This window comes from Mesorhizobium sp. M1006 (genome assembly GCF_040318825.1).
Classification (GTDB): domain Bacteria; phylum Pseudomonadota; class Alphaproteobacteria; order Rhizobiales; family Rhizobiaceae; genus Mesorhizobium.
Map to the genome: position 1 here is coordinate 1 of NZ_JAMYMZ010000087.1, position 12,851 is coordinate 12,851.

Consider the following 12,851-nt stretch of genomic DNA (forward strand, 5'->3'; position numbering starts at 1 on the left):
GAGAACACCCATGGCTGCCTCCAAAAGACAGCCTTGAATCTGATTTGCTCAGCCTTGGGAATCCCAAGAGTCCACACGACCTAAGCCCGATTCTGCTCTGCGAGGACACCAACACGATCCGCGCCGTGATGAACCCTCGTTGTCCGCTCAGCAAGCGGTCGCTGCCGATGCAAGCGGTCTTATGGTCCGGTCCCCGCAACGAAACCATTTCGGCTTCGTCGGTGCTCGAATTTTGCATGATTCTATTGCCTGAGCCGATTGGTGCTACACTGGCAAGCCAGTTAACGCGACGGACCTGTGTTCGGTGATATGACCAAAGTAACCGCTTTACCCGACAGAGTGGGTTTCGACGTGGCCGCAGATGAGACCTTGCTTGAGGCGGCTCTCAGATCGGGCGTGCCATTTGCCCACGCATGCGGCGGCAGGGCGAAATGCTCGACATGCCGCGTTTGGGTTCTCGACGGCATTGAGGCTTGCCCGGACCGGAATCCGGACGAAACCCTGATGGCGAACCGGTTGAGATTGGCCGATGAGGTTCGGCTGGCCTGTCAGCTCAGACCGGAAGGCGAGCTTCGCGTCCGACGCCTGGTGCTAGACGAAACCGACATGATGATCACCAGCCAGCTTGGCGCTTCTGCCGCGACGCGTTGCGGCGAAGCAAGGCATGTTGCGGTCTTCTTCAGCGACATTGTAGATTTCACAGCGCTGTCGGAGCGGCTTTCCCCCTACGACGTGATGTATCTGCTCAATCGTTACTTCGCCCAGGTCGGCGACATCATCGAGCAGAATGGCGGTTTCATCGACAAACTGATCGGCGATGGCCTCATGGCAATATTCGGCATCGACGACCAGCCCGACGCTCCGCTCCGCGCCGTGAACGCCGCACTTCAGACCCTCGCCACAGTTGATCGTCTGAAGCCGTTCTTTGCCTCGATGTATGGCATCGATTTCGATATTCGCATCGGCCTCAACTATGGCGAAGCCGTCATCGGCACATTGGGTTTTGCTGGACACAAACGTCTCACGGCCATCGGCGACATTGTAAATCTGGCCAGCCGGGTCGAGGCCGCCAATAAAGATGCCGGTACGCGATTGCTGATATCCGAGGCCCTCCGCGACCAGATCGCCGACAAGGTGGAAATCGGCGACTTCGTCAGGGTACGCCTTCGCGGTACCGGCGAGCGCACAAGCCTGTTCGAAATCGTCAGGCTGAAGCCCGAAATTGACGCCGAGCTGAATGCCAGACGGCCTCGCGAAACCATCCGTCAGGGCGGCAGGAGGTGGATTCGCGCTTTCGCCGAAGACGAGCTTCAGCCCCACGAACGCCGGATTCTCGATTTTGAAGATTACGACATCGTCGTCGTTCGCGGATCCGATAGCTATTGCGCCTTCAACAATGCCTGCCCGCATCTTCATCTGCCGCTCTACGAGCGCCGAAGTTCCGCTCAGGCCGAAAAGCTGAAGCTCCCACACATGGAGAGCACGATCACCGCAGATCTTGGCCTGGTCTGCCGCTGGCATCAGAGTTGTTTCGACCTGCTTACCGGCGAAATCAGGGAGTGGGCGAAGTTGGAGCACGATGGTACCAGGGCGGGCCTTGAATATTTGGGTGACATTTCGAAAAACCGCGCAAAGCTGATCGTATATCCCTGCCGAAAGCAGGACGGCTTTGTGTGGATCGGGCTCGAGTGAAAACGGTCCAATATTTCAGTTTTTCCGTCGCGGTCCCATGTCGCCCCTCTCTGAGGGACCTTCACTTTCTCAACTCTTCCGGCATCAACCTGCTGGCGAAATTTGCCATCGAGGTGCGCAAGCATCCCGATGTTCGACTCGTCGTGCGTGGAACGCCCGACATACCCTGGCAATCGAAAAATCGAAAATCAATGTCGAACCTGAAGAAGCGAAGAAGCGAAGAAGCGAAGAAGCGAAGAAGCGAAGAAGCGAAGAAGCGAAGAAGCTGCATCCCGCTCTGGACTGACCAGGCCCCGGACTGCGTGAGCTAGCGGCAATCCGGATGGCACATGCCAGTCGGACGGTGCAAGGCGCAAGTGCGCCGCACCGAGCGAGATATGTACGCCAAGATAAGTATTAGCCTGAATATCTCAAAGTGAGGGGTGCATCGGCCCCGAGAATCTGAGAAACTGCTTTTGCAACAAAGAGTCATCAGATCCAAGGACGGGGTCCGATGCACCCCTCACTTTGAGATATTCAGGCTAGCTGGTCGCTTGGGGCGGTGCTTCATTTTACCAGCCGGCTAGCTCTGGCAGATCGTCAAGCCAGCTTTTCTCTGGCATCGAGGCCTCGCCGGCTAGCGGCGCAGCCTCGGAGGCGTTGTGAATGAGCCAGTCCATCCACTTTCGATAAGCGGACGGTGCCAACTCGGGCGGCAGCACCTTGGCCTTGGGCAGCATGCGTTTGCGAAAACTGACTTGCCTGCGCAGTTTGATTGACGTGAACTTGATTGACTTGCCCTGGTATTCAACCGTCCAGCGCCCATCTCCGTGGCTGGTGAGCCTGTCGATGGCGAAATCGGCGTCGACCGGCCTGTCTCGCCAGGGAAGCTCGATGGCATTCTTCCTCAGATTGAGTGCCCATCGCCTGTAACTGGCCCCGGCACGCCGGGGCGGCAGCACGCCAGCCTGTTCGAGTATCTTCCTGCGGAAGGCAGGCTGCTTCTTGAGCTGGCCGGTCGACAGCTCGATGCGATGCTCACGGAATTCGACGTGCCAGCGGGTCCTGCCATTGCCGAAATACTTCACCAACCTGTCTATGACGAACTCGTCATCGGAAAGCATCACGCACCCCTGCTTGATACTTTCGAAAATGTACTGGCTATCGGTGGGCATGACGCGCCTCGTGCAGGACCTTTCAGAAGCTCAGAGCTCCAAAAAATCAAGGGCCAATTTCTCCACCGGCGCGCGGCGTTGACAGTGCGGCATGTCACATGGTTTAGTGTCCTCTGTCCGAGGACAAAGGACAGAAGCGATTACTATGATGAAGAGCCAGGATGTTGTCGTTCTGCTCAAGTTGGTGAGCTTGGAGGACGACGAGCAAAATATCGGTCATCAGCCGGCGCGGCAAGGGCTCGTGGGGGGAGAGGATCCTTATTCCGTCCGCGGCCTTGAGGCGGCGCTTGGGATCAGCAAGACCGAAGTCAGCGCCTCAATCAAGCGCAGTCTCGCATCTGGTATCGCGATCAAGGACAGGAAGACCGGTCGACCCAAGCCGAACCGGCGACAGCTGCGCGAATTCATCGTTCATGGCCTGAAATTCGTCTTTCCTGCAAAGCCGGGCACAATGCAACGCGGTCTACCTACGGCCTTTGCGGCACCTGTTCTTCGCAATTCCCTGCAAAGCGCCGGCAGCCTCATCAGCGTCTGGCCTTATGCTCGCGGTCAGGAAATGGGCCAGTCGGTCGAACCGCTCTTCAAAAGCGTGCCGGACGCTGCCGAGAAGGACGAGCGTCTCTACGCCTATCTCGCGCTCGTTGACGCCGTGCGTCTTGGCAATCAGCGCGAGGCCAATCTGGCCGCCAACTTGCTGGCAGAGAGGTTGGGATGACGGTCCAGGTTCAGCTGAAGACGGTCGCCGTTGCGATCGGCGACGAGCTTCGGGCGCGCCTGGTCTTTGTCGGCTGAGCCCTGCTTGTCGCTGCCAGCACCGATGGCGCGGCAGCAGCGACCCGTTCGGCCTGGCGCGACAGCTGGAGGGAGGCGAAGCAATTTTCGACATTTCCGTCAGATAGTGATTGAGGAGTGTCGCAGGGGCGGCCAGCTACTAACGCGAGCTCGCAGCTCATCGAATACATCGGCCTGCCCGCACTTGGCGTGCTCCCGGTGCCCCTGTCCCGGATGGTCGCACCATACGCCGAAAATCGCTCATCTCCAGCGGGGATCGGATGGCACCGTCATGATCATACCGGTTACGAACATGCTGGAGCGGCTGAACCAGGAGATCAAGCGGCGCACCCTGGTCGTTCGCATCTTCCCCAACCCGCGGAGCTGTCTGCGGCTGGTTCGGGCATTGGCGGTGGAGATCCACGAGAACTGGCTCGAGGCGACCCGCTACCTCAACATGGATCATCTGCGCGAGCACAAGAAGGAGAGCCTGAGGGCCCTGGCCGCCTGAGCACCGTCATGTGTCCGCCGCTCCGCTAAACACGGGGGCTGCGCGGCGGACACGCCGACGTCAACGCAATGCCACGCCATTTTGCAGAACTTGACGCACACAACTTTTCTAGCCACTTTCTTTGATAAGTGGCTTGGCTTCAATCGCTCCTTGAGGATAGATGCTTTGCTTCAACTTTAGTTGGCGACGCTCTTGATGCCAGATGCGACCGCTGCGTTATCAGCGGATTGGGTTATGCTGTTGAAAAGGACACACGCACTTTCTTTTTTGCGGAAATTGAACCCTAAGCAGGATTTGTCGTTTGCACATTGCAGTATGCAGTCGGGATATCGGAGCGGAGAGGTCCAATAGGCATTGCCAGAAATTTCCGTTTTTGTGGCGAACACCAAATTCGAGTAGCGCAAATTGCTCTCGACCACTTTCTTTGCGGCCATGATCGACTCTTCGCTTTTGACCAGTAGCGATGCGTCCCCTTTCATGAAACAAGCTCGAAATTTTGTGTTATAAGTAATCGCTAGACACCTGAAGTCGGTATCGCAGGCGGTTTGACACTGCTCAGAACTCACGTTCCTAATTGGCATATCCGGCAGGTCGTTTCCGATCGCGTCCCACCCGGACACGACAACAAATCCACTATCTGGATCGACCTCTGTCGCAGGAGTTTCTGCGGGGACAGTTGCGGCCTGCTCTCGTGACGGGTCAGGAATGATGTCTGAAGACGCAAATGTGCGACCATCCAGCCACGCGCATCTTGTTGCAAGATCGACGGCGGATGAATCATTAAGGCCGACCAACTGAAGCGTCTGAGCAGCAGCGCCAGGCCCGGCTGGTGGCGCTGTCGGGGCAGAACGAGCTGCCAATGATACATTTACGTCTACGCCGTTCACACTCCGCCGAGAGTAACACCACGCTCGGTCCCAGTTTTCGTCGTTCTCATCCTTGAAGTGGTGACCTGTGATTAACTCCCAAGTGGTGCCTTGGAACTCGACGTTCTTGGTGGCGAACTTGTTGAAGTCGACGGTCACTACGTCAGGCTTGGTAGGGACGTCAGCCTGGGGCGCCTGCTCCTGAGTTGGCTTTGGAGTTGGAACAGGAATAGGCGGCTCGTCTTTTGGGGAGGTGAGATCGCTTGGCTGCTCTATGGTCGGCAAAGCCGCCGGCTCCGGCAAGGTTTTGTCCCATAGACCAAGATTGATGCCTAGCCCAATCCCGACCGCCGCCACTGCAATGGCTCCGCCAGTCGCCATTCGGCGAAAGGCGGTCGCTCGGGCTGTCTTCTCTTGGGCCGCGGCTTGAGCCTGCAAGGTTGGAATCGCTGACCTTTTGACGGCGAGATCGACGGCTTGCTCAAGCAGGGTGGTGTTATGCCGGACGAGCACTTTTGCGACCCTTCATTGATACCGTCACGAGGTCTGAAACCTCAGGCGGCAAATCCTGGTCGAGGGCCTTGCGAAGGACTTCGGGATCATCGGTGAAGAGCGGAACATAGAGGATCTCTTTGACCACCTTTTCCACAGGCACCTCAACCCGCTTCTCAACCTCTTTCTCGACCATAACTTCAACTGGTACCTTAATCGTTCGAATTCGGCGCCAACGCCAACTCAGAAGCATTCTGCGGAGCAGCCTGGAAGTCTTGCTCTCTGAATTGTCCTCTTCTCGGGCGGCAATGCGCTGGAGCGCTAGAGCGACCATTGCCGTAATTGGTCCCGCGAGCGCGGCGATGAGCGCGAGCGAGCCGAACCAAATCACAGAGATTATTCCGGCCTGTGCCTCAGTCACCAGTTCAGGTTTGCTGCCGTACCAGCGGGAGGCAATACGGCGGACCTGATCTGTTCGCGCCATTGGGATCCGCTCCTTGGCCAAGGCGCTGAGGGCTTTGGCAATCTGGTCCTGTCTGACCTGGTTTTGCGCCGAGGTGTTTGCCTTGTTGGCTTCTGCCGCCTGGGCATCTGCGAGCCGTTTGCCCGCTTCATCCAATCGACGCTGCCAAGCCGCGGCATCACTATCGCGCGTTTGCTCCAGAGACGAACGCCTATCGACAAGCTTCTGCCTCTGGTCAGTAGTCATAGGAGGGCTATTTGCCCGCAAACGATCGAAATTTTCGCGCAGCGCAGCAATCTCTTGATCGAGCGGCTCAATCCGAGTGTCGAACTTGGTGATAATTTTCGTGCGGGGGTTGGCAAGTTTAGCCACTTCCGATTCTAGCCTGCGTGCCGAGTCGCTGTCGCCTGAATCGCGCGCCATCTTAATACGTTCAACAAAGCTGTCGCGTTGGCGCTCAAACTGATCGACAGCGTCTTTAACTTCGCGATCACGCTGTTGAATCAGCGCCGATCGAACCGCGTTTTTCTCATCCACTTGATCGCGAACACGCGAGGCCTCTGGAGTAAGGGCTGTCGTTCCCTCCAATTCCGCATTGGCCTCGGCAATTTGCGACTGAAAGGTCGCACGCGATTTTTCCGCAAGAGAGGTCAGCTGCTCAATTTCGGAACGGGCTTGATCGACCTGATCGGCTCTTCGACCAAGTTCGTCAGCAGAGGCGAGCTTTGTCGCTTCCTGCTCAAGGGCATCAATCTTGTTTACGAGCTCCTCATAACGCAGCTGACGCAATGCGCCTGCCCTCTCCATCCCCATAAAGACAGTTTCGAAAGTGATGCCTGCAAGAATCAGGAGGAAGACCAAGATTATGGGCTTCCAGAGCCAAGACGCGCTGAAAAGCAGTGTAGCTATCGGTATCTTGGTGAGCTCCGCGATTGCCACCATGAGAAAGGGTGCACTGGCGAGCGTCAAGTCCATTGCAGTGACAGACTCGCTTGCAGAAAACGCTTGTACGCCTAATGCTACACCTGTCGTAAGACCAATCGCTGCGGCCGCAATCTCTAGGGCCCAGGCACCACGGTAGGTCCACTGGCCATAGCTTGCCAGCTTTTGACTCATCACAGTCTGCATTTTACTCGCCCCCCCGACAGGGCAACATCACGCCTTGATCGCCTGTCAGCATACACTGAAAAATAACTATGTTAACGATTTTGAAAGTCTTAGTTAAGGCGTCTTCTCTCTATTGTCGCAACAACTTTTTCTGCCCTTCAGATATAGAATACCTCGTCAAAAAATGGGGCTAGCAGACCGCGCCGCCCATGCATGGTCTTCGTTGGATCGGTGTAAGCGGAAAGCCGAACAGGCCGTAGCGCGCTTACTCCGTTACATTTCAGCTAGCAGAGTGTTTCGCAGGGGATCCCATCCTTGTCGCGATCGAGTTTTCCGCCCCATGAGCAGTTTTGCAGGTACCAGTTGGCGTCGTCGCAGGAACCGATCTGCTTGCACGTTCTCCGCGGCTCGCAAGAATAGCCGCTCTGCGCGACCAGCTTACGGCTGATGATGCCCAGCGGGCGACTCGACGGCGCCGCGCCGTCGGCGTGCGCAGCGCGCCATTCCCAGGGTGCCTGAAACGTCCCGGCCCACAGGCCGATCTTTGAGGCTTGGGCTTGCGCCTGCTGCCCCGCATAAGCGCCCTGGCTGTAGTGAGGCCAATCCAGCGCCTGGCCGTGCTCGACCATCCAGGCGGCCACGCCCGCGCCGTCGGCGCGCCGACAATCGCCGACAAAGCGGTGGTAGCGGTCCCACGTCACGAATGTACATTCGAGCGGCCTCGACGCGGCTAGGAAAGTGTCCAGCGCTTCGGCCGATCGCCGGCCGCAAGGATACTCGGCGCCATTCGCATCGCGGCACAGCTGCCGGCTCTCTGGCGCGTCGATGCCGTTGAAGCGGACGCGCTGGCCGTGGATTTCGATCGTATCGCCGTCAATGACGGAAGCGACACCGGTAAGCGAAGCGGGCGCCACCCTTCGTGGGCTGGCCTTTGATGCATCGTTGCTACGTTGCGCGCTCGACGGCGCCAGGAAGGCGGCCACTGCCGCCGCTGCCGTAAGACCGAGCATTGCCGGCACGCTCGCAAGTTGGCGCCGCCACAGCTTGGCACCGGTGGGTCTCTGCCACCGATTGGATCGATATTTGCGGTATGGCCTGCTCATCCGCTACGCCGACCAGCCCGGCCATGCGCTGTCGACCATGGGCAGGCCGGCGCAATAGTAATCGTCAACGAACCGCCCGGTGGACCGGTCGCGGCAGCGCCAGATAACGCTGTAGTTCTGGCCATAGAATTGGTCCCACGCGACGCCATAGGTTTGTGGTGGCGGTGGCCGGTAATATGTTCCGCCTCCATAGCCGTTGTTGGCAGCGACACCCACAGCTGCGCCGCCGACAGCCGCGACCGCTATGCCCGTCGCGACAGCATTGTCGGTTTGCACAAGCCTGGTGCACTTCTCTGCTGTTGCGCCCCTGCGCACTAGAAGGGACGCTACCCGACTACGATACTGTTCGTCCGTGCTGCTGGCGAGAACGTGACATAGCGCAACGGTATTCATTGCCGTGAGATCGCTGTCCGACACGACAGTGCTCGTAGAGCAGCCGCTGACGCACAGGGCTGCACTTGCGATGAGTGCTCCAATTTTCATGTGAATTCCCCCAAACAAATATTGGGGCGAGTCCGACCTGGAAGTCCAGAGTTTTGTTTTTCACTTTGCTACGATTCACAGCATGCTGCGGCTAGCTGGCATCCACTGCAACCAACCCTTCCGCCGGTCGTTGACTGATGCTGGGTTGAACTCAGCTACTCCAGAACTTGCCCGCAGGCTCAAAACCGGCGGGCTTTTTTCCGCGACGCCGGAAAGCTCTATCTCGCCGCATGTTGTGGTCTCCCCGTCAGGCGAGGCAGGTAGGAACTTACCTCTGTTGCCCAGCGCACAAACATATCCGCCGGCTGAGACGGATCAGGCTCCGCAATACGGGGAGAGATCCGGAAACGACTTGAGCTGGCTACAGAGGGAGCGGCTACCGACCGCTCTATCAAGCAGTTCAACGCCGCTCGCTATCCGATCCAGTAGCGCTGAACCGAGCCCTCCGTGTTGTAACGACCTTCAATAGTAGATAGCAAAGGGACAGGGTGCAGGGTTCGCATAGGCGGGGATAGGTTAAGGTGCCGACAGTTTCACAATTCATTCAGCCGCCTCTTTACTGGCAGCAGTTTGAAGATCTCGCGCTCGGCATGTTGAGTGAGGCCTATAGCATTCCCGATGCGCAGCAGTACGGCCGCCCCGGACAGGCGCAGAATGGCGTCGATGTGTTTGGTCGGTCGAAGAGGTACGGCTGGATTGGCGTTCAGTGCAAGCGCCTCTCTGACTTGGATAAAGATGGGATTCCTTACCCCGGCGGGCCCATTACTCGGAAATTTCTCCGCTCCGCTGCGAAGGAGGCACTTGCGTTCCAACCGAGTCTGTCAATCTGGATCCTCGTCACCACCGCGCGGCGGGACACGGGAGTGCAAGGCTGGGTCAACCAGCTCAATGACGAATGGGCGAATGCGAACCTCGATCGTCGGGCCATTGTCTGGTCATGGGACGAGTGCATCGCGTATTTAAACAGCTTTCCCGAATTGCAACGCTGGTACTACAACGATGTGATCCAGGTTCGCGGCACAGCTGACCTCGATGAGTTGATCCTTCGCACGATAGCGTTGGCCTTCTCAAGGCCGGCGTTCGAGGTGCCATTGCATTGCGAGAGCCCTGCAGAGTTTCTTCAGGCTATATCTGACACGCAACGCGCCGTCCGCACCGGTGAACTTCTTGATCGCGAGAGCCGCCACGTAATTCGCAAATCCGTCGGGGGTTGGCGAGACCTCGACGACAAGGACGCTCGAGAGGGTCTTAGCTTCATCGACAAAAGGCTCCGGCAGTTGCGGAGCAAGCTCGAGCAAGGGCGCAAAGACAAGAAAATCAGAGAAGTCCACGGGTTTTTGGACTTCACGGATTCTGTGCTTGCTCATGATCTCGAAAAGCTACGCAAAGAGTGCATCGAAGCGCTGAACGACATACTCAGCCGCTGGAATCTGCCGGTCGTCTAGGCAAGCCGTTTCCAAGGGAACACTAAGCAGAAACTCGCGTCCCGACGAGGGCGGATCACCCGACCACGGGAGCGATAACGGTCGTCTCGAATGACTGGGTAAGGTCGTTGGCCGTACGGCTGTTTAATTCGATTTCATGCTGAAAGCAGACCGACCGCTGCCGTGAAGAGTTTCGGGCGCCGGCAGGCGTACGAAAGTCCCCGAGGAAGGAACCCGCGGGCCACAGGCGATGGTTATGGGGATTTCGATTTGCGGCTGGTGTCGGCGATGGCGCGACCGCCGCTGGGAAGCGGCGGGTTTGATGCGGACGGACCGTTTCGCGTTTCAGCCACGCGGTATTGTCGGCTCGTCGCGCGGCCGGACGCGACCCGTTCGGCGTCGATAATCACCATGGACACGCGTGGGTCCGTTGCCGGAGGCTGAGTGCCTGCGGCTGAAGGCTGGAGCATGCCATGCCGGGTCATGGAGAGTTCTCCCGGTTCGTCGCCGTGGTGTCCGGCGGTCCGCGCGGCTGTCGCCACCGTTCGAACGTCTCGATGATGATCATGCTTCCGCCGCAGCACCGGCATGGCGGACGGAAGTCAGTCGGTTCTACCGAGTTGTCGTCCTCCGACGGCGCAGCGACGTTCAGCAGTTCGCGGGCGCGTGCGAGGCTGGTCTTGCGAGCAGAGCCGGCGAGCAGGCCGTAGTGCCGGATGCGGTGGAAGCCACGTGGCAGGATGTGGAACAGGAATCGGCGGATGAACTCGTCGGTGGCGAGCGTCATGACCTGCTGCCGATCGGCGCCGTCGCGGCGGTAGTCCTTGTAGCGGAATGTGACGCCGCTCTTGTCGAAGGCGATCAGCCGGCGGTTCGAGATCGCAACCCGGTGGGTATAGCGGGACACATAGGCGAGCACCGCCTCCGGCCCGGCGAACGGCGCCTTGGCGTACACCACCCAGTGCTTCTTGCTGACCGGCGACAGGTGCCGCACGAATGCCTGCCGCGCGGACAGGTGCGCCATCGATCTGAAGAAGGCGAGCCGTCCTGCGTCGTGCAGCGCGACCAGCCGGGTGAGGAAGAGCCGTCGGAACAGCTTGCCGAGTACGCGTACCGGAAGCAGGAAGGCCGACCGAGAAGATATCCAGCGGCTTCCGTCCGGCGCGATGCCGCCGCCCGGCACGATCATGTGCAGGTGCGGATGGTGCGTCATCGCCGATCCCCAGGTGTGGAGCACCGCGGTGATGCCGATGCGCCCGCCGAGGTGTCTTGGGTCGGCGGCGATCGTCAGCATCGTCTCCGCTGCCGCCTTGAACAGCAGGTCGTAGACGAGGGCCTTGTTCTGGAACGCGATGTCGGCGACCTCGGCGGGCAGCGTGAACACGACATGGAAGTAGCCGACCGGCAGCAGATCGGCCTCGCGCTCGGCCAACCATGTCCGTGCCACCGCGCCCTGGCACTTCGGGCAGTGCCGGTTGCGGCAGGAGTTGTAGGCGATCCGCCATTGGCCGCAGTCCTCGCAAGCCTCGACGTGACCGCCAAGGGCTGCGGTGCGGCAATACTCGATCGCCGACATGACCTTGAGCTGGGCGAGGCTCAGGTGACCTGCATGGGCAGCCCGGTAAACGGGTCCGGCAGCACGGAAGATGTCGGCGACCTCGATCGAGGCGCGCACGGCTCAGATGTCGGGCGAGACCTCTCCCGGCTTGAACAGCCCGAGCTTGTCGAGCGGGCTCGTCACGGCACGCACCGTCCGGGTCGCCACCTTCGCGTAAAGGGCGGTGTTGTTGAGCTTGGCATGCCCGAGCAGGACCTGGATGATGCGGATGTCGGTGCCGTCCTCCAGCAGGTGGGTGGCGAAGCTGTGGCGTAGCGTGTGCGGCCCGACCCGCTTGGCGATGTCGGCGGCCTGGGCTGCCTCGACGACGATGCGATAGAGCTGCCGCGTGCTGATCGGCTTCATCGCGTGCTGTCCGGGGAACAGCCAGCCGTCGCGGTGCATCACGCCCTGCTGACGTCCGACCTTCCACCACTCACGCAGCAACAAGAGCAGGTCCTCCGAGAGCATGGCGTTGCGATAGCGCCCGCCCTTGCCACGCTCGACGCGCAGCAGCATGCGCTCGCTGTCGACGTCGGCAACCTTCAGCATCGACACCTCGGCGACACGCAGGCCCGCGCCATAGGCGACTGACAATGCGGCCTGGTGCTTGAGACACGTGGTGGCGTTGAGCAGCCGGGCCACCTCGTCGCGGCTGAGCACCACGGGCAGGTTGCGCGGATGCGCCAGCCGGACAAGCCTGCGCGCCAGGTCCGGGCGGTCGAGCGTTTGGGTGAAGAAGAAGCGCAGTGCCGACACGATGCTGTTCATCGTTGGCACGGGAACGCCGTCCTCCTGCTGCTCGATCTGGAACCGGCGCAGGTCGTCGGCGGTAGCGGTGTCTGGTGAACGCCCGAGGAATGTCGCCAGGCGTCCGATGTCGCGGAGATAGTTGCGCTGCGTCTCGCGTGAGAAACGCCGCATGTTCATGTCGTCGATCAGCCGCTGGCGCAGCGGGCTGATGGGTGCATCGAGAACGGGATGGGGCATTGGTCAGGCTCCTTGTTGAAGAAGCCCGTCATGCTCTGCCCCCGCCGGACGACGCTCAACGCAAGCGCGACGACCGGTTCTTGATCACTACCTCAACCGCAGGCGCCCCTCCCGCGCAGCGGGTCGTCTAATCGCTCGACCGTCAAGGGGGTGAGTGCAAGGCCGTCGTCCTTTCTGTCGATTCTCGTTCGTCCGAAT

Annotated in this window: 11 protein-coding genes and 2 pseudogenes; 6 read left to right on the forward strand and 7 right to left on the reverse strand. The window is 59.5% G+C overall.

All coding sequences use genetic code 11. From position 1 onward, the window contains the following. The 3 genes and pseudogenes from NKH60_RS33655 to NKH60_RS35270 all read left to right on the forward strand — a co-directional run. The coding region (locus NKH60_RS33655; protein WP_352874944.1) for a hypothetical protein at window positions 1–308 on the forward strand (308 nt) is incomplete at its 5' end. 1 nt (window position 309) lies between these two features. Then, window positions 310–1,692: an adenylate/guanylate cyclase domain-containing protein gene (locus NKH60_RS33660; protein ID WP_352539225.1), complete on the forward strand. Its 1,383-nt coding sequence runs from the start codon at window positions 310–312 to the stop codon at window positions 1,690–1,692. 50 nt (window positions 1,693–1,742) lie between these two features. After that, window positions 1,743–1,901 (forward strand): annotated as a pseudogene (locus tag NKH60_RS35270) (slr1659 superfamily regulator); the annotation flags it as partial. Window positions 1,902–2,243: 342 nt separating this feature from the next. On the opposite strand, the gene NKH60_RS33670 reads toward NKH60_RS35270, so the two are convergent. Beyond that, a complete protein-coding gene (locus NKH60_RS33670; RefSeq protein ID WP_352874945.1) occupies window positions 2,244–2,846 on the reverse strand; it encodes a hypothetical protein in 603 nt (200 codons plus the stop codon). A 148-nt stretch (window positions 2,847–2,994) separates the two neighbouring features. Between NKH60_RS33670 and NKH60_RS33675 the strand changes: the two genes are divergently transcribed. Together NKH60_RS33675 and NKH60_RS33680 are read left to right on the forward strand one after the other, a co-directional pair. Then, a complete protein-coding gene (locus NKH60_RS33675) occupies window positions 2,995–3,561 on the forward strand; it encodes a hypothetical protein (protein ID WP_352851081.1) in 567 nt (188 codons plus the stop codon). 363 nt (window positions 3,562–3,924) lie between these two features. After that, a pseudogene (locus NKH60_RS33680) lies at window positions 3,925–4,128 on the forward strand (transposase); the annotation flags it as partial. Window positions 4,129–4,304: 176 nt separating this feature from the next. On the opposite strand, the gene NKH60_RS33685 reads toward NKH60_RS33680, so the two are convergent. The 4 genes from NKH60_RS33685 to NKH60_RS33700 all read right to left on the reverse strand — a co-directional run bounded on the left by NKH60_RS33685 (window position 4,305) and on the right by NKH60_RS33700 (window position 8,435). Continuing rightward, window positions 4,305–5,507, reverse strand: a complete 1,203-nt coding sequence (locus NKH60_RS33685) for a PAN domain-containing protein (protein ID WP_352850533.1) — start codon at window positions 5,505–5,507, stop codon at window positions 4,305–4,307. Then, window positions 5,491–7,077: a hypothetical protein gene (locus NKH60_RS33690; protein ID WP_352850535.1), complete on the reverse strand. Its 1,587-nt coding sequence runs from the start codon at window positions 7,075–7,077 to the stop codon at window positions 5,491–5,493. The genes NKH60_RS33685 and NKH60_RS33690 overlap by 17 nt, the downstream gene beginning before the upstream one ends. 263 nt (window positions 7,078–7,340) lie before the next feature. Then, window positions 7,341–8,039: a thermonuclease family protein gene (locus NKH60_RS33695; protein ID WP_352718578.1), complete on the reverse strand. Its 699-nt coding sequence runs from the start codon at window positions 8,037–8,039 to the stop codon at window positions 7,341–7,343. Between the two features lie 123 nt (window positions 8,040–8,162). Continuing rightward, window positions 8,163–8,435: a hypothetical protein gene (locus NKH60_RS33700; protein WP_023803258.1), complete on the reverse strand. Its 273-nt coding sequence runs from the start codon at window positions 8,433–8,435 to the stop codon at window positions 8,163–8,165. Between the two features lie 728 nt (window positions 8,436–9,163). Between NKH60_RS33700 and NKH60_RS33705 the strand changes: the two genes are divergently transcribed. Next, window positions 9,164–10,087 carry a hypothetical protein gene (locus NKH60_RS33705; RefSeq protein WP_352874946.1) on the forward strand — a complete coding sequence of 308 codons (924 nt, stop codon included), beginning with the start codon at window positions 9,164–9,166 and terminating at the stop codon, window positions 10,085–10,087. Window positions 10,088–10,547: 460 nt separating this feature from the next. Here the strand turns inward: NKH60_RS33705 and NKH60_RS33710 are convergent, their stop codons facing one another. After that, a complete protein-coding gene (locus NKH60_RS33710; RefSeq protein WP_352874947.1) occupies window positions 10,548–11,741 on the reverse strand; it encodes an IS91 family transposase in 1,194 nt (397 codons plus the stop codon). Window positions 11,742–11,744: 3 nt separating this feature from the next. After that, the gene (locus tag NKH60_RS33715) at window positions 11,745–12,653 is read right to left on the reverse strand and encodes a tyrosine-type recombinase/integrase (protein ID WP_352874948.1); all 909 of its coding nucleotides are present in this window, start codon (window positions 12,651–12,653) and stop codon (window positions 11,745–11,747) included. Window positions 12,654–12,851: the final 198 nt, after the last annotated feature.

Excerpts from the sequence above, each read along its gene's own strand:
- NKH60_RS33660 (WP_352539225.1), top strand. The coding sequence starts at position 310 with ATGACCAAAGTAACCGCTTTACCCGACAGAGTGGGTTTCGACGTGGCC.
- NKH60_RS33670 (WP_352874945.1), bottom strand. The coding sequence starts at position 2,846 with ATGCCCACCGATAGCCAGTACATTTTCGAAAGTATCAAGCAGGGGTGC.
- NKH60_RS33675 (WP_352851081.1), top strand. The coding sequence starts at position 2,995 with ATGAAGAGCCAGGATGTTGTCGTTCTGCTCAAGTTGGTGAGCTTGGAG.
- NKH60_RS33690 (WP_352850535.1), bottom strand. The coding sequence starts at position 7,077 with ATGCAGACTGTGATGAGTCAAAAGCTGGCAAGCTATGGCCAGTGGACC.
- NKH60_RS33715 (WP_352874948.1), bottom strand. The coding sequence starts at position 12,653 with ATGCCCCATCCCGTTCTCGATGCACCCATCAGCCCGCTGCGCCAGCGG.